Source organism: Halopseudomonas sp. 4NH20-0008, from assembly GCF_057548395.1.
The window spans coordinates 68,506-86,054 of the sequence record NZ_BAAJMD010000012.1; the positions used below are offsets into that span (position 1 = coordinate 68,506).

The 17,549-nt window shown below is 57.0% G+C and carries 7 protein-coding genes; 1 reads left to right on the top strand and 6 read right to left on the bottom strand.

Features of this window, described 5'->3' with window-relative positions; translation table 11 throughout:
* Positions 1-58 precede the first annotated feature (58 nt).
* Positions 59-1,315, top strand: coding sequence for a tyrosine-type recombinase/integrase (locus AC27HQ_RS12805; protein WP_487156564.1), 1,257 nt, complete (start codon positions 59-61; stop codon positions 1,313-1,315).
* On the opposite strand, the gene AC27HQ_RS12810 is transcribed toward AC27HQ_RS12805, so the two are convergent.
* The 6 genes from AC27HQ_RS12810 to AC27HQ_RS12835 all read right to left on the bottom strand — a co-directional run bounded on the left by AC27HQ_RS12810 (position 1,291) and on the right by AC27HQ_RS12835 (position 17,533).
* Positions 1,291-14,355, bottom strand: coding sequence for a DUF7178 family protein (locus tag AC27HQ_RS12810; RefSeq protein WP_487156565.1), 13,065 nt, complete (start codon positions 14,353-14,355; stop codon positions 1,291-1,293). The genes AC27HQ_RS12805 and AC27HQ_RS12810 overlap by 25 nt on opposite strands.
* A 69-nt stretch (positions 14,356-14,424) precedes the next feature.
* Positions 14,425-15,663, bottom strand: coding sequence for a hypothetical protein (locus tag AC27HQ_RS12815; RefSeq protein ID WP_487156566.1), 1,239 nt, complete (start codon positions 15,661-15,663; stop codon positions 14,425-14,427).
* A 12-nt stretch (positions 15,664-15,675) separates the two neighbouring features.
* On the bottom strand, positions 15,676-15,912 hold the full coding sequence (locus tag AC27HQ_RS12820; RefSeq protein ID WP_487156567.1) for a hypothetical protein: 237 nt from the start codon (positions 15,910-15,912) through the stop codon (positions 15,676-15,678).
* Position 15,913: 1 nt separating this feature from the next.
* The gene (locus tag AC27HQ_RS12825; protein ID WP_487156568.1) at positions 15,914-16,393 is read right to left on the bottom strand and encodes a hypothetical protein; all 480 of its coding nucleotides are present in this window, start codon (positions 16,391-16,393) and stop codon (positions 15,914-15,916) included.
* Positions 16,393-17,076 (bottom strand): hypothetical protein, encoded by a 684-nt coding sequence (locus AC27HQ_RS12830; protein WP_487156569.1) that lies wholly within the window; start codon positions 17,074-17,076, stop codon positions 16,393-16,395. The genes AC27HQ_RS12825 and AC27HQ_RS12830 overlap by 1 nt, the downstream gene beginning before the upstream one ends.
* On the bottom strand, positions 17,054-17,533 hold the full coding sequence (locus tag AC27HQ_RS12835; RefSeq protein WP_487156570.1) for a hypothetical protein: 480 nt from the start codon (positions 17,531-17,533) through the stop codon (positions 17,054-17,056). Before AC27HQ_RS12835 ends, AC27HQ_RS12830 begins: the two co-directional genes overlap by 23 nt.
* Between the last annotated feature and the right edge of the window lie 16 nt (positions 17,534-17,549).

Below are 17,549 nucleotides of genomic sequence, written 5' to 3' on the forward strand. Positions count from 1 at the left end.
ATTCCTGTACAGCCTGCTGTATGTTTCGGTTCGATCTACAAAAGACGTACACGAAACCATGAAAAGAGCTGACATCAAGCGCCGGCCATTGGCCGATACCGTGCTGGCTTCACTTGAGCCCGAGCGGATCCAATACCGTGAAGCCTACGGGCTGGAGCGGATCTATTTTGTCGTTCACCCGTCCGGGAAAAAGCGCTGGGAATGGCGATACAAAAAGCCTGGCGCTGGATCATGGTCATGGACCAGCCTGGGATCCTACCCGGCTGTCAGCGCAAAGCAGGCAAAGGCAAAGGCTATTGCCATGGGCGAGCTGGTCGAGGCCGGCATAGATCCGCTGGCAGATCCAGTTGAAGAAAAGACTGTTTTGTTCACCCTTGCAGCAGAAGCCTGGTTCGAGAAAAAGTCCAGGGACGGGCGCGCCGGAAAGACCCTGGCAGGCATGCGCTACGCGCTGGACAACGATATGCTGCCAGCCCTGGGGGATATACCTGTACAGCAGGTTACCAGGCGCCAGTGCGCTGATCTGCAGGCCAGCATCGAGGCCAGGGGGGCATTCAATACATCGAAGAAAGTCAGATCCTGGCTCAATCAGATATTCGGCCTGGCAATAGCAAGCGAGTGGTGCGAAAACAATCCGGCCAGCAATCTGCTGGATATTGCCGAGCGCGGGCCTGACCAGGATAACTACCCGCACCTGGCCGAAAAGGATCTGCCCGCCTTCCTTCAGGCGTTGCGGACATCGAAAAGCAAGCTGATGGCATTGACTGCGGTATGGATGGTGATCAGGACCGCGTCAAGGCCCGGAATGGTCCGCTGGGCAGAATGGACGGAGATAGATCTTGACGCAGGTATCTGGCAGGTTCCTGCCGACAAGATGAAAATGCGGAATGATCACACAGTACCGCTGCCAGCGCAGACGGTTGAGGATCTGCGGCAGCTCCAGCGGCTGACAGGTAGGTCGCGCTATCTGTTCCCGTCTGAAGGCTCGAAGTCGGCGGTAATGTCCGACAACACCATCAACAAGGTTTTTGCATTGGTCGGGTATCGCGGCAAGATGACCGGCCATGGCGCCCGCCATACATGCAAGACACTGCTGTCCGAGCATGGCTGGCCGAGCGAATGGTCAGAGGCGCAGCTGGCGCACAAGAAGCCGGGCATCCGGGGCGTATACGACAAAGCCGAATACCTGGCGCAGCGTATAACGATGATGCAGTGGTACGCGGACTATCTTGATGCCCTGGAGAAAGGATTGACCGACGAAGGCCGCAAGACCTTCGCCGGCAGGGTCAATCAGTCCCTGGTCCGCTCCCTGTAGGTTCGCATGAACCTGTCCAGAATTGCAGCTTCCTCGTCCTCAATCCGGCGGATCTGGTCGCGCTTCTGGGCAGTGCTCAGGCTTTCGCTTCGCTGGATCTGCTCGGCCCGCTCGCGCCTTGCCTGGGCAGCCTTGCGTATGCTTTCGGCATACCCTTCCATTGCCAGCAGCTCCCGCTTTTCATTGCGGATAGTCGAGACAAGGTCGGTATCTCGGGCCTTTACCGCACGGTCCAGCTCGGCGGCTGCCTTGTCGATCCTGGTGCGGGTCTGCCAGTACAGTGTGCGCGCATCCCGCACGGTCGTCTCGCGGTAGAACCGGCGGGCAAACGGGATTTCCGATACCTCGGGCGACGCGCCTTGTGCCGACAGTATCGTTGCATCGACAGCGGATCCCACAAAGTTACCAGCGCCACCTGTAAAGGTACGGTTCAAGTACTTCAGTGTTTCCGGTGAAACATCGATACCCATCTGGTACATCTTCTTGGCAAGCAGATCCGGCCAGGTTCCCTCGGTTGAGCGCCAACGCTTGTCAGAGTCAGGCTGATGTCGGTTGAACATATTTTCCGGATAGAGCTCGGATCCGAAGCTGGTGCGGTTCATGGCAATGACGCCAGGGATCTGGAACACAGTAGGCGCACCGAACAGCATGGCCTGCTTCATGTCCGGCTCATCGGATGACACCATGCCGCCGTATGGGGTGACCTCGGTTACCAGGCTTGATGCCAGGCGCCACGGAATGCCGCCCCACTCGCCAGTCCTGGTTGCGTCGCCCATGGCGCGGCCAAAGTTCCAGAAAAAACCGTGTCCGTATGGTACGGGTATCGTTGCCCAGCCGTCGCCGGCACGGATAACCATGTTCCGCTCCCTGGTGTAGTCGGGCAGCTTCTCATATTCCTCTTCTTCGCCGCCGGCCAGTGTCGCAGACATCAGGTATCCAAGCGCAGCCATACCACCGGCCAGCCCCCAGGCCTGGTACTTGTACTGCCCCTTGAACAGCGAAGTACCAATTGCAGCCGTACCCTGTACCGCAGCATTGAAGAATAGGTAAAGCGCATTCATCTGCGCGCCTACTTCGCCTTTGCGATTGAAGTTGACCGTCACGTTCTTGGATGCGCTTGCCGCCTCCTTCCTGCTCAGGCCGGCCTCGACCATGGCCTTGTATACCGCCAGGCGCATGGCGTTCTCGCCGGCCTCATTCAGGATCTCGATCGGGCGCAGTGTAATTTTGAAGGCTTTGCGGCCAGCAGCTCGGGCTGCAGATCGAATAGACTTGTTTTTCAGGTTGGCCAGCACGCCACGGTAGGACTCGAACTCAGTCATAATGTCGGCGCCCAGGCGTTCCAGATCGCTCAGGTAGGCAGCGCCCGTATTGCCGCCGTCCTGGCGATACATCTGGATCCAGCGACCTTCGGTGCCAGTTGCGCCATAGCGCAGCAGATCCGCAAACATTGCCGGGTAGTTCTTCATGGCCTGGCCGGCAATCTTGATCCCCTGGGTGCCGGTGATATTCATCAGGCCGCTGCTGAAGTCGCGCACCATGTTGGTCAGGATGAACTCGGGGTTATAGCCGGTATAAATCCTGGACAGGTAGTTATTCAGGGCGCGGCCAATTTGCATGACCGAGCCAAGCGCCTCGACTCCGAGGTTGTTGTAAGCACGGGCAAGCAGGTCATCATTGATCTGGATCCGGATCAGCTGCCCCTGCACATAGACCAGCGCCTCATTCGGCCCAGGTATCGGGCTTGCAACATAGACCACGCTTGGATCATTGCTCTGGCGGATCACAAAGTCTGCCTGGGTTCCCTTGTTCGAGATCTTCGGCGCCTGCGATTTGAACAGCCTGGCTGCTTCCATGCTATCGAAAGCGGCAACCGGAACGCCACGGTAAAGAACCTCATACCCTTTCCTGTTCTGCAGTACGGCGCGCTTCTCTGGACGGCCTACGCTGATCAGATCCGGCCTGCCGATGTCCAGCGCCATCTTCAGCAGGCTCTGGCCGACAAGGTTCTTCTCTGCAGCCATCAGCGCCTTCTCATGGTCAGCGACAATGTTCTCCAGGATCCATTCACCTTCTGCGCGGACTTCGTGACCCAGCGCCCGCTTTGGCTTGTACTTCACAGACAGGCCTTTGCCGGTGCCTTGCAGTGCCGCCTTGTCTTCTGGCCCGCCTTTCAGCGGAACATAGAACTGGTAAGCAGCCTCCCATGCAGTAGCTGCCTGGGCATCCAGTAGGCCGGAGGCAACCAGGATCTGCCGCGTGTTGTCGGTAATTGCTCTGAAGTCATTTGCCAGCCTGCGAAGCGTCGGATCGGCTGCCGCAAGGATCTGCCTGGCAGTTGCGTTATCCATGCCAGATCCGCCGTCAGGCATGTTCTGGTTGACGCTTGCAACCTGCGCATTCCGCTCCTGGGCATGCTGGGCATGCAGGTACTGCGCAACCTGATCGAGCGAGTATCCGGCTTTCTGGATCTGCTCAATCAGCGGCATCACGGTCTTTTCACGGAAGTCCTGAGCCTTGTTCGCATACCGCGAGTGCATGCGTTCCTCGGCGCGGTAAACGTCGGCAGCCTCAGACAGCACAATGCCCTGGTCCTGCAGCCATTCGCGCAATACGGTAAAGCGGTTCAGCTTGTCCTGCAGGATCCGCTGGGCCTTCCTGAATGCGGTTTCGTCAGGTAGTACATTGCGCTCTACCCGTTGCCCGGTTGCGCTGATCGTGCCTTGAGTGGGAGCTGTAGGCGCAGCGGCCTGGTTGCCCACAAGGTCACCTTGGGCGGCCTGCTGTTGGCCGGTGACGCTGTATCGAATGTCCGGGTTCGACGGATTAAATTCACCATTATTGCCGATGGCGGACTTGATTTGGGTGGGATCGAAGACTGCCCATGATTCAAAGTTATCACCTGTTGTTGGGTTTTCGTCGTTGAATACCACAGCGTCATAGCCAGCAGCCTTGATCATCTCTACCGTTTGCTGCCCATCAACCCCATCGAACATATCCCAGCGTCCGAAATTGTTGGCCAAGAATCGCGGTGAAAACCCGGCACCTAACAGCCGTTGCTCATCCTGCTCACTGAGACCGTCTGCGAGATCCAGCGGGTTCTCCGCTCTCAGGTAGACTGGTATGGTGGCTGCCCCTTCTACGACCTGACCGTCCTGTTCACCGTAGGCATTACTGTCGGTTACCGAGGGGGTGAAGAAGATTGCGGCACGGGTTGTCTCAACATCAGCGAATGTCGTGGTGTTAACTGTAGGCCGGTTTGCCTCGAACGCAGAGAATCCTGCGTTGCGAGTAGTGTGGTAAAGTTTCATCGGGGCGAACTTAGCATTGCGGGAACTTGTCCCCCCGACCATCTCCACCGCCTTGCTATCGCCGAACCAGGCCTTGAAGGCGTCAGAGTCAATGGCCGGGGCGAGGCTGAAACGAATATCGCCGCGACCCTGTGCATTATTCGCCTCGTCCCGTGTCATGCCGAGTCTGGCAGCTTCATCCGTAGTGACCGGGCGCTGGCCGTAAGCGCCTACGTTGCCAACAGCTGACTTGATCTGCTCGGGGCGGAAGGCGACATAAACGTCGGTCGGTAATGTTGACATGCTGTCCATGGAGTCATCTTCAATAAAGCGGAAAATAACCCCGTCATTGCCGGCTGCTTTTGCTGCTTCAATTTCGCGCTGGAAGTACGATACTTTCTCCCAATCAATAGCTCTATTAAATCTATCGACCTCTCTGATAAAGTTCTGCCAATCCTGCATTGAAGCATTTGATCCTGGTTCTCCTTCAACGCCAGACAAGCGGGGGTTTTGAAGTGAAATGTAGACAGGCATCACGTTGCCGCCAGAAGCGCGTCCGTCGGCATAGGTTGAGGCTGTAACTGGAGACTTAGCAAAAAAGAAAGTCGATTCTCCGCCTTCGCTTTTTGATAGCCCCGGGTCGAAAGAATTGAAACTCCGCTTTGTGCCGTGATACACCACCAGCGGCTTGCCCTCGGCATCTACTACCTTGCTGTCGCCGAACCAACGCTTGAAGGCTGCTGACTCGGTTGGTGGGGCAAGGCTGAACCTTATTCCATCAGGCGCAGAACGATACGGTTGCATCGCCTGCTCACGGGTAACCGGGAACGGGATCTGAAGATCTGGGTTCGGCGCACCTTCCTCCGCATGAAGGGCGGTCGGCCAGTCGGCTACATAGTCGCGCCGATCTGGATCAGCCTGCTCGCTCCAGCGCAAGTCCGCCATGCGGAGTATGACGGGCATGGTGGTGTAGCCTTGCTCTGCCAAAGCTCTCGCTCGGTGGCGGCCTTCATGCCCCTCTATGCGACCATCCCTGTTGACGTTGAGAAACGGCAGGCTGTTGAAACGGGTTCCGCTCGCGATGAGACTATTGATCCCTGCGGCCTTGTCCGCCCCGCGTCCTTCCCGCGAAAGCGCAAGGAAATCCGCTATCTGCATATCAATCAGCTTTTCTCGGGACTTGTACGCAGGCACGCGCATCTCGTCGATCAGCTCAGGATCAAACGAAGCATCCGCCGAGACAGGGGTTGCCTGGGAGTCGGTGGCCGGTGCGAGGCTGAAACGAATATCGGGATTGGCTGGATCGAAGTTGCCGTTGTTGCCGGTGGCGGATTTGATCTGCGCAGGGTCAAACACAACAAACGATTCGTCGCCGTAATACTCATTAAGTTTTGCTCCGTCATACCCTGCATCCCTGAGAAAATTGCTAATACCAGCGTCGAAAATTTCCCATGTTTCATCCATGGATGGGTCGAAGTCAGAGCTATCCCGACCCTCCATGGCGTCCTCGTTATCGGACCATCCTCCGGTACGGTTGAACTCCTCCACGGCGCGCTTGAAAGCCTCGCTATTCGAGTCCGTGAGGTCGGCAAGGTTCTCTATGCGAAGGTACGCGGCAATTACGTTTGGACCGTAACTCTCTGCCGCCAACTCTCTCCGGGGGGTAAAGTAGATGCCGCCCGCGCGCCCGACATCAAATTCAGTGAACTGTGCACTGGTTCCGTGGTAAACCACCAGCGGCTTGCCTTCGGCATCCACTACCTTGCTGTCACCAAACCAGTTGTAGAAGGCCGGGGTATTGGGTGGTGGGGCCAGGCTGAAACGGATGTCCTTGATGCGAGAAATGGCATTCACGCGGCCATTCAAGGCGTCCGGATTGTACTTCTTGACCTCAAGGCCCATGGCCTTCAGCGAGTCAACCAGATCCGCCGGGGTGTCCTTCGGCACGACTGCGGCTGTGAACTCGTTGAAGTCCACGGCGCGCTGCATCTTGATCTCGAAGTATTCGGTCGGCAGGTTCTTCACATAGCTGACGTAATCGGACAGGATCTTTTCCGATTCAGCTGTCAGCCTGAATGCTTCGCGCCAGCCCTTGCGGCCTTCACCGATAGCGCTGCTGGCGTCATCCATGTAGCCCCAGCCTTCAGGGTCATACTTGTAGAACGGCTTGAGCGCGTCCAATGTCTCGAACAGCCGGTTCTGCGATTCATCCTTTACCCGTGCAAAGTCTGCTGCAGAAACGATCTCCTCGCGGCGATTCTGGACTTCGCGGACAGATCCGAGCTCGGCGGCATACATGGCGCGAATGTTGCCGGCGCCATAGTTGTAGCCCTCACTGCCACGCAGATCCTTAATCATCTGAGCTGTGACGCTGTCCAGGGTGTACGGCACTTTCCGGCGCGGGCTGATCTGCAGCAGCTTGCCGTCAGTTATCTCGCCAGCAATGCCGCGAACGTAATCATTGAACCGGCGATTTACCGAATCAGTCCGGAACTTCTTGGACAGATCCTGGCGCAGACGGCTTACGTCCATGCCGTCGTTTTCGACGTAGTCCGATACCTTTCTGGCCAGCTCATTGACATAGGTGGATGACAGCTTGCCGTCAGGGAAATACCTGTCTTTTGCGCGCTGCGCATAGGCAGAATCATCCTTGAACTGATCGATAATGCCACGGTAGTACTTGTCGGCAATCTCGATGAACTTGGGATCTTCGCGCAGATTGTAGGACTGGCGAGCCCCTGGCAGCTTGGCAGCGCGGCGGATCTCGGCAGGAACCTTGGCCTTGCGCAGTGCTGGCGCCTTGCCTTCGGACTGCAGGAAAGCCATCTTGACCGCTTCGCTGCGTGCCAGGGCGTCGGCACCATACCGCTCAACTTCGCCAATCTCAGGCAGGCCAAGACCGCTCGGGCTGATCCGCTCGATCAGTTCGTCGTACTTGCGCTTGTTTATCTTCAGGACAGGCCGTGGCTGACGCGGCGAATACACATCAGCATTGAACGTCCTGGCGCGGCGAGATTCGATAATGTCCTTTGGCGCCAGCAGGGTAATGCCGCCGTAGCCGTCGAAGCCGCCGGTAGACGTGCGACTGATGCCCAGCGAAGGCGCAGCCAGACCGCCGAGCTCAAGCGCATGGCGCAAGCCTGTCGGGGAAATGTTGTGGCCGACATAAAGGTCTTGGTTGGCAATACTGAAGCGCGGGCCTACTCTTCGTTCGGCTCGTCTTTGAACTGGTCCGGAAGCATCGCTATCTCCTCCGCTTCCAGCGGATCCTGCTCTAAGTCTCGGCCCGGATATGCGTGGAGAAGAAACCTCTCTAGCGTAAGTGGCTCGTTCCTTCGGATCATACCTTCCAGAATCGGGTCTGTTAAATCGTCCATAGTCGATACCTCCGGCAGCCTGCCATACGTTGTTGCGGGTTTGCTCTAGGCTCTGGCGCGAATCTCGATACTTGCGCCACTCAGCATCTATCATAGCAGTATTTGATTCTTGAGACTTGAATCCTGCAGGAAACAAGGCTCTTACCATTTCCCAGGTGATTGACTGCATTTCTCTGGGCAAAACGCCCCGCTTCTTGGCTGCTGATTCGTATGCTTCTGCATAAATCGGGTAAGTTCCTGCAACCCCGTATCTCGAGTTAGAGCCTGGGCCTTGCTCACCTTTGACGTTGCTGCCGAAGTTATGCAAAACCTCCATGCTTGCGCCACTGAGCGGCTGAAGGAGGCCGGCAGCTACAGCGTGGGTATCGATGGTAACCGACCCAAGATCGCTTTCAGGGGCTGCAATGTTGTTGTAAAAATTGCGAACCTTGTGCATTGCCCCAAGAGCCCTGTTGATGCTCGCATCGCTGCCATCGACAAGAACTCGAACAGCTTTCGCTATTTCGCTGTTAGAGCCCCAGGCCACCTTTGCCCGCTGGCCTTTTTCGGTCGCAACGTAATCGCCTATACTCCCGTCAGGATTGATTTCTCGATACCCGCGAGCGTTATAGGCTTCGTCAAAAATTCGCAGCCACGCGGCTTGCTGATCCGCCTCTGTGAGATCTGAAAGGCGCTTTCCAGAGATCTCGTCTCGCAGCTGCTTGTACTCTGGCTTCCCATAGATCCGACTCATGGTTGCAGTCATATCTGAGGACCAGGCAGTGCTCTGCTGCTCGAACCATACATCCAGCACTCGCTCGGCCAGACTGGCGTTTTGAAACCAATCCTTTTGAGGGCTCAGCGTGGCAAGCGTGGCAGCGGACTGCTGCTTTGAAATGCCGTATCGGTCCGCCCATGCTGTCGCTATACGGCTGGCTCCGTCATACCACTGCTTTGTATTGTCGCGCACCTCGGATGGAACCTGATCAAACAGCCAGAGCAGGTTTCCTTCGATATGAGACTTGAACCGGTTCAGAATCTGTATGGCCGAGGTTGCATTTGGCGCAGGTCGATAGTTGCTGTACTGGCTAGAAATAATTCCTGCCTGCCTTTCTGCCAGACCTGCCTTCTCAAGTACCGCAATGTTCAGCTTCCCAAACTGCTCAAGATGACTGAATGAATGATTTTCCTGAGACTTGGCTGTCGGCATCCTGGCGCTGACCTCCAGGCTTCCTTTGGTGCGCTTCTGAAGACCACGCTCTTTTCCAGACTGGCTTTTCAAGCTGAACAAAATTCGAGACTGCGTAACCGGGTCCGGCTGATCAAGGACCACGATTGCGTCATTGACCGATCTGTCCATGGTCGCATCTACGGAAAATTCAGCCCGCTCTTCGTCGGTATAGCGCATGCGCTTCTCGGTATTGCGGGCTTCCATTTCACCATATAAGTGCGTATAGCCCTCATAACCACCGTCCGAATCGTCCAAGTATTTGATCTTACGAGTCTGGCGGTTGTAATCATCCATGAATGTTTCGCCGTCCCTTGCAGCGTCGTATAGGCGGTTCACAAGCATGCCGAGCGCGGGGCTGCCTATTTCTGGAATGGCAGCCTGGTCTGGAATTGCGTCAGCCAGCTCGCTCAAAGCAGCGCGGAATTTGCGCTCGTTGATTGAGCCGTCCGAATCCACTGCGCCCCAGCTTTCTGCTAACCCGGCAAAACTCGGGTCATCCAGCAAGGCGCGCTTGCCTGCTTCAGTCATGTTTTTACTGAGCATTTCAGCCCAGGTATTGCGTCGATCAATCGCGTCCCTGTAACGCTCAAGCGTATTCTGGGAAGCCTGCTTCATTGCCGGATAAATGTTGTTGGAGTAACCGCGCGGGCTGCCACCAGAAGCAAAGCCTTCGATGTCTTGAATTACATGCTGGACCTCATGGATCAAGGTGGAGATCTGCTGCTCGGATCCAATGGCAATGAGATGGGATCCGTCCGCCATGCGCTGCGTATAACCACCTTTGCCAAGACTGCGGTCAACCTTTACAGGCAAGTCCTCAAACTGCGGGTATGCGTCGAACAGCGAAGGGTGTACCAGGATGTCGCCAAGACGCGCCGAGCCAACAGTCTGAATTGCCACCTCTGCATCAATCCTGGCAGAAGGTGTGCCAAGCATGGAGTCAGCTCTGCCTTCGCCGCGAATAATGGCTTCTGCGGCATCCGGCATCAGTTGGCGCACAGTGCTTTCATCAAGGGTTACATAGAGCGGATTCTGTCCAATGTAGGATCTGTCTGATCCGCTTGGATCTGGCTCGATCTCGATTACATACCGGCCATCCTCACCTTTCAGGTAGTTAAGCGATTTTGCTCTCAGCGGAGTGCTTGAGTCCCCCATGATCTGCACTGGCGCCTTGAACCGCATGCCCTTGTCTGCGATCTCGTATCGCCATTTTCTGTCAGGGCCGTAATGCCAGCCTGTTGCCTTGCGTATGCTTTCCTGGTTTTCGCCATTTATGCGCATGGTGCGTGCGACTTCGAGCGCATCCCTGTTTGCATTGATCGCACCGCGCCCCACAAAGCTGAACCTGGCGCCGTCAGTGCTTTTCACGAAAGGCCCACGCATGCCTTGCAGCTTGCCGGCACGCTCGATCATGTAAAGGATGTCCACGGTATTCAGCTTGCCGGCAAACTCGTTGCCGTACAGGCTGCGGATCCCGGAACGGATCTTGGCTACCACGCGCTGCATTGAAGTCAGGGATACCTGGGGCTCGGATACCGAGGCAATGAACTCCTCGGCAATCAGCTCGCGGGCTTTCTCGGGGGTCATTCCTTTGGTCTGCGCCTTGTACTTCTCATGCAAGGCAGCGCGCAGACGCTTGTTGATGACCTTATAGATCGACTGGAAGGCCTCGCCAGCCTTGTCACCAAACAAGGTCTTGATGCCATGGTGGCCAACTACTTCATGGATCAGTACGGCTCTGGCGCGGTCCTCAGAAACAAGGTTGTCGCCAATAAGGTAGGCGGTCCCGTCCAGCAGGAAGCCTTCAGCCATATCCTCAAAGCCACGGATCTCCGCCTGGACCTCCGCCGGCAGATCCTTGGGCGACTGAACGGTAACGATATTGACGCCAGGCCGGCGCAGTACCTGGGCGATATTGTCCAGCGCCAGCTTGGTTACCTTGCCTGGCCGGCTGCCAAGGCTGAAGAGCGAGTTTTGGCCGGCAGCGGCAGCAACGTCTGCAGGAAGATCTGAGCCGGTCAGACCAAAGTCATCACGCTCCCGGTCGGCCTGGTCGCGCTGCTCTGCCTCTCGGGCAGCCTGGTTATCTGCAGCAGTGCGCTCGGCCTGCTGCCTGGCCTGCTCGGCAGCCTGCTCCTCGGTCTGAGGCTCTAGGGTAAAATCTTCACGCCCTGCTTCTTGAGCTGTTCCAGATTCTCCTCGATCATCTTGTCCTCGGGAGTCTCCTTCAGATACCGATTCACTTGGTCGATTGGCATTCCTTGCCCGACCAGTCGATTGGCTGCCAGCATTTCCTGCAGGATACTTTTCTTTTCCTTGGGCTTGTCCATAGTCGAAGATTTCACTCTTGAGGTCGCGCACAACCTGGGCTATCGGGTCACCATTGCTGATCCGCTCTGCCGCTGCGTTCACCATGGCGTTGAGTTCTGGCGTAGTGCTTACCTGAGAAAGCAGGTCGATATTGCGCTGCGCCGACTCCGAGATTCTAGCATTCTCCGTTGCGTTAATCTGGTTGCCGGCCTGGGTTGCCCGGTCAGCATTATCGTTCAGGGTATTGAATAGGCGCTTGTCGCTGCTCAAGGCCTGGCGCAGCTTGTCCATCACCTTCAGGCGGCTTTGCAACAGGCCAACGGTTTCCGCGTCATCACCGAACAGACCGCCCTGGGATCCCTGCTGCTTGGCAAAACCAGCGTTGCGGATCTCGTTTCCAAGGATCTGGCGCTGGTAGTCGGTTTCAGGCTTGGTATTCAGGAAAATCCGCGCAGCCTCGCTCTGCTGATCAGGGTCCGCGAACATGCTGCCGATCACCGCCCCATCCTTCGGGGTCATTTGGCCGGAAGTGACCAGGCCAAATACATTTTCCCCCAGCTTCGCAATGCTTTCGCCGTCGCGTGTCAGCTGGGTATTCGGTAGGTTTGCGGCCTTTCGTACCTGGGCCACATCCATATCGCTGTCACGGAACACCTTGGCAACGTCCACCGCCGTGGCATTGTCGTTGGCGATATTGATCATTGCCGCCTCTCGGCGTGCGTCAGCAACGGTAACCCCGTCAGCCTCGCGCAGAATGCGAGCATTGATGGCCGGCTGCCCCAGGCGTCTGGCGAGCGATACCCTGTGGTGACCGTCAGCCGCATACATTGAGCCGTCAAGACGCTGGTGCAGAACAACCACGCCAGCCCTGCTGTCATCCCATGACTCGACGGCATCAAGACGGTTGTCGGTGCCAGCCTGGTTTACCTCGGTCCTGAATTGATAGGCCTTCGGATCAACCTGGATCTGATCGACAGGCACGCGATAAATGCCTGTCTCATTGTCAGATAGCTGAATCGGCGCCTGGCCTTGCACTGGCGTTTCAGCCTGCTGCGGCATGGCCTGCTCGCCGGTATATGCGCCACCCTGGACAGGACCGGCCTGATCGAGTTGCAGGCCATAGGGATTCGATTGCTGGATTGCCTGGCCGGCTTCCTGCGGTCCTATGTTTTGGCCGGCTGGAATATCAAGGCCGGCGCCTGGAGCTGGTTGCGCGTCGGCATTCTGGGGATCTGGCTGCGCGCCAGGCTGGTCGCCAGGCATTGATTGCTCAACGTCATCCAGCGTTACAGGTGACTCATATTCGTCTTCAATGCTCCATACCTTGTCTTGCAGAGATTTTCCTGCAACCCCGAACCTCTGAATTGCCTGCTCCTGGGCAATGGCAACCTGATTGGCAATAATTGGATCCTGGCTTGCAGCAACAAGCGCGTCATAGTCTTTGACATCCACTCCTGCAGAAGACAGCGCTTTGATTGTCGCCTTCAGCATTTCTGCCTCGGCCTCCTCCTTGCCAACCGTGTAGCCTGTTACCGCCCCGGCAGCACCGCCCACAGGACCAAACAGCAGGCCCATGCCTGCGGCCTCACCCGTTCCTTCAGAAAGGGACTGCTCGTTATTGACCTGCTGAACTGACATATTGCGGAACAGCGCGCCGGATGCCTCCTCGGTTGCGTTGCTCAATGACTCACCAGCGAAACCACGAACGGCACCGCCGAGCATTGTCGTTGCTCCTTCAACTCCAGCCTGGCCAACCATGGTTCTCTCGATGGTGCGAGCCCAAGGGAAAAGCGCTTGGATACCAATTGAAGTGGCTGCTGCGCGGGCCGCTGCGACCCTTGCGAGCTCTACATGCACCTGCTCCCGAGCATCAGCCTCTGGCACGCCTTCGGCTATCAAATTGCGATAGGTTTCGTTTGCCGCAATGTCCGACTCCTTGTCACTCATTGCCGCCACTATGTCGTAGGTCTCCCCGCCGACATCAGCACCGTGCATTGCACCACCAACCCCAACCGACGTTCCTGTACCTAGCAAATTTGCAACATACTGCCGAGTCCCGGCCATAAGTGCCGCTGACTTAACCAGGGTTCCGAACATGCCGCTTACTGCAAGGTTTGGTGCCTGCTCCGCGCCAAACGAAGACAGAAGTGCAGGGTCGGTTGCCGTCTCGGTAAACGTGGTAACCATTTTACCAAGCTCGCTATCTTCGGCCTGGACAGCATTCTCTCGGCGCTGCTCTCGTGCCTGAAGGCCATCTGATTTTTCTTCCCTGTAAAAATCGGCCACCCTTTCGCCATAACGACGTACCGGATGATTCAGGTCAGCCTTCATCAGGCCATAAATCGTACCGAGGGTTGCAAGCGTGTTGCCTGATCCGACTCCGTATGAAACCGCGAGATCCTTTGCAGCTTCTCCCGTGGTGCGGTCTTCGGGGTCTTCAGGGCGAACGATACCGTCGCGTCGATCAAGTGCGTCCCGCCAGGCCGGGGTAAGCATGTAATTGCGCCTCGGAAGCTGATCTTCTGGCGCCACCTCTGGCGCTGCATTCTCTGGCAGCTGGAGCCCAGCCTGCGCCTGCGATACAGGTCTTTGCTTTGGCGCCTGCTCCTGGTACTGGCTTTGCTTCTGCGCCTCAATCTCTGCCTGCCTCGCTGCAGACGGCATAAGGGGAAGGGAGTGCTGATTGAACCGCTCAGTAACCATTTCCCGGTCAGCTTCAGGGACATTCGGCAGTACCATTCTATTCAAGTATGCCTGGCGCGCCTCCTCCTGCTCTTCGGGCTGAAGTGCCAAAAATCGTTCGTCTGATGCCACTTCTGCCCATGGGCGGTGACTGCGCTGGTTACTGTCCATCTATGCCTCCCGGCGTTGATGATTGCGTGATGCTTTACGATAACAGATAAGCTGCCACGGGCAGCTTTGCTACCTCAAAAACAAATCGTCGTGCCGGCTGGCAGGATCCTCGGCAGGCGTCTCGCTACGAACTGAGGATCCGCGTTGTGGCGCCGGACGCTGCTGCTGCTCCCCTTCGCTTTCGCTAAGCAATCTGCTCAACTGCTCATTGCGCCGATTCAGCTCTGCCCTGATGCTTTCCCTTTCCTCTTCTGATTCAACCATGAACTCCTGTTCCCGCAGCTCTGCTATGCGCCGTCTGAGCTGGTCCGAAAGGCGCCCCTGAGGCGCAGAAAGGCCGCCATCTACAGGCGCGCTTGCGCTCCGCTTTGCCCGCTCAAACAGCTGTTCCGGCGTCTCGTCCGGGAACTGGATTCGCAGATATTCCATGGTTTTCTCCAGGGATCCTGGAGCATATCCGCCGAGGCCATAGGTAGACTCGCGCCCGACAACTTGCTTGAGTTCGCCGGTTGCCTTGTTGCGCTGAAGAACCGAGCCGCCAGGCCCATCTACCTGTTCCCATTGATCGCCTGCCTGCCCCAAAATCCCCATATTTCTCAGGTATTGCAGGCGACGCTGGCGAACCTCTGGCGGTATCGCGCTCTGCAGTGCTCGCATGCCCTGGGCTGCATTGACCAGGGTCTCGATAGGCACCTCGGCAACCTCGTCGTCATCGGCACTATGGTTCGGCGTCATTGGTGCGCGGTAAGAGCGAACCACGCTGCCGTCTTCACCCTTCACGCTGACCTCCAGCTCGAAGACCAGATTCTCTGGATTGCTCCCAGGGTAAACCCCAACAATACGCTTTTCCGCCGTCTGGCCTGGCTCAAGATCTGCGGCGTCACCGCGATTGATGTCAGGCGCAAACATAAGATTGAACGCCTCAAGCGCCTCGGGCTGATTCGGATCCATTGACCCTGTCGCCACCTGCTCGGCAATGCTCACTGCCTTGGCGGTACTGTCGCCATAAACGTGATCAATCCGAAGGTACTTGTTTCGATCAAACGCAGTGTTGAGCTCTGGCGTAATCTCAGGCTCCAGGCCGGCAGCCTCCTGCTCGTAGAAAGCCCGGATCTGCAGAAGATCGTCCTGCTTTTGCCGGTCATCCATCTGCGCCTGGAAGACCTGATCATTCTGCTCATCAAGCCGACCCTGCCGCTGCTCTTGTCGGTCAGCTCGCTCGTTGTCGATTTTGCGCTGCTGATGGCTTTCCATCAGGCCAAAGCCTTGTGCGAAACCGTCAGCCAGTCCCCTAGTATCAAGTGCCATATTCGTAATTCCTCAGAAAAGGGATCCAGCAAGATACCCGACGCTGGCGCCAACAAGCGCCCCCATGGGGCCGGCTGCCATACCTATGGCGGCACCCATGGCAGCACCGCTCATTTTTTGCTGCTTGCGGGCTTCATCGGCCTGGTCAGCCAGCTGCTTTGCCTGCTGCTGCGCCTGGTCTAGGTTCTGCAGACCCTGCATAGCCTCGGTTTCCATCTTGCCTTTAAGCCCCAATAGACCGTATGACATTTCAGCCACCCTGTTGCATGTTGCCGCCTGGGATATTGCTCAATCCCATGCCGCCTGCCAGTATCTGATCCTGCATATCCCGAGCAGAGATCTTCGCGTTGTTGTACGCAGCATTGCTGTCTGCGGATCTGCCGACTGCCATTTTGCGCTGTTCGGCCTGCTGCTGCGCCGGGGTCAGGCTGATACCGTATCCTTGCCGCTGCATGGCCATGCCGGACTGGACATTCTGGTAAGTGGTATCCACGGATCCAGACGCCTGGTTAGCAAGGCCTTCAGCAAAGCCTGGATCCATAGCCTTGTTTGCCAGCCGGTCAATGTAGGGCGAAAAGCGGTTTTTCCAGTCTTCCCATTGCGCCCGGTACAGTTTACCCAGGACCGTAGACGCGCCACGGTCACCACGAAAAGCAGCATTCGGATCAATGATCAAAGGCGTAGGGTTCGCCTGGGGTGCGGGCATCAGCCCTGTGATAAGTGAGTTCATTACTGACCTCTCATCTGCATCTGCCAGCTAAGTGGCGCAGCGGTGCCATATTCAGTCCCGAAGCTGCCTGTCTGGTTCGCATAGGTCTGGCCAAGGGCTGTATCCATGGATCCACCAGTGAAGCCACCAGAAAGCCCGTAGCTCGCCCCAGCGCCGGCTACCTGCCCAAGCAACTGAAGGTTCGCGGATCTGCGGTTGAACGAATTGGTGAAATCCTGGCGCGAGTCAGCTGCAGACTGCGAAGCAATCTGGTTAAGGCCTGCCTGCGCCCTGCCTTCCTGGCCGGATCCGATTGCGACAATGTTCTGCATGCCGCGCACCTGCTCCTGCCCGAGCTGGAACAGGCCGCGTCCCATGGTTTCGCCACCGGCAGCCGCCTGCATGCCGGCAGCGTCTCCCTGGGTTCCCTGCCAGCGACCGCTGTTAGGATTGATGCCGCCCTGGGCAAGCTGCAATCCTACCTGCTGCTCTGCCTGGCCAAGGCCGGCCATGGTCGATTGGTTCGCAGCGCCACGGACATAGGACTTGCGCCCTTCACTGCCCATGTCCTCGACCCTGGCCATGTATTCGTTCTCAAGTGGCGCCAGCTTTGCCTGTGCAAAGTTCCACTTTTCTGCCGCCACATTGGCAGCATAACGCTGCTCTGGTGTATCTTCTGGCTTATCGCCGCCGCCGCCGCTCATGGCTTACCTCCAAGTCAATCAGATATTGCTGAAAGGTGTCTTCATGGAAGTGCCTGCGGATCTCTACCGAGTTCTGCTGCATCCACTTGTATCCACCCAATATGCCGGCGCACTGAATCACTATTCCTGTAAGCATGTCCCGTAGCACAAAGGCCAGGGTCAAGCCGTGCTCGTCGCCGTCTTGCTCCATCCGTGTAGCATCAAACCAGTCCTGCAGAGCGGCAGCCATCATCGGTCTGAGCGTCAGCTCAAATTGCCGGTAGAAGGGATTGCCCGGTAACTCAATCATAGTTTCCCACATAACGCGACGCAGATCTTCGTCGCTAACTTCGCGGTCCTTGTCGGCCAGATCATCAAAGATCTGGCTAATCCTGAAGATCATGCACACATAGTCGATTGCGGCCTGGTTGCCGCAAAGAACAGTGTGCAGAAAGTTGTTTTCGTCTGGTCTTGGCATTTCGCTAACCTGTGTT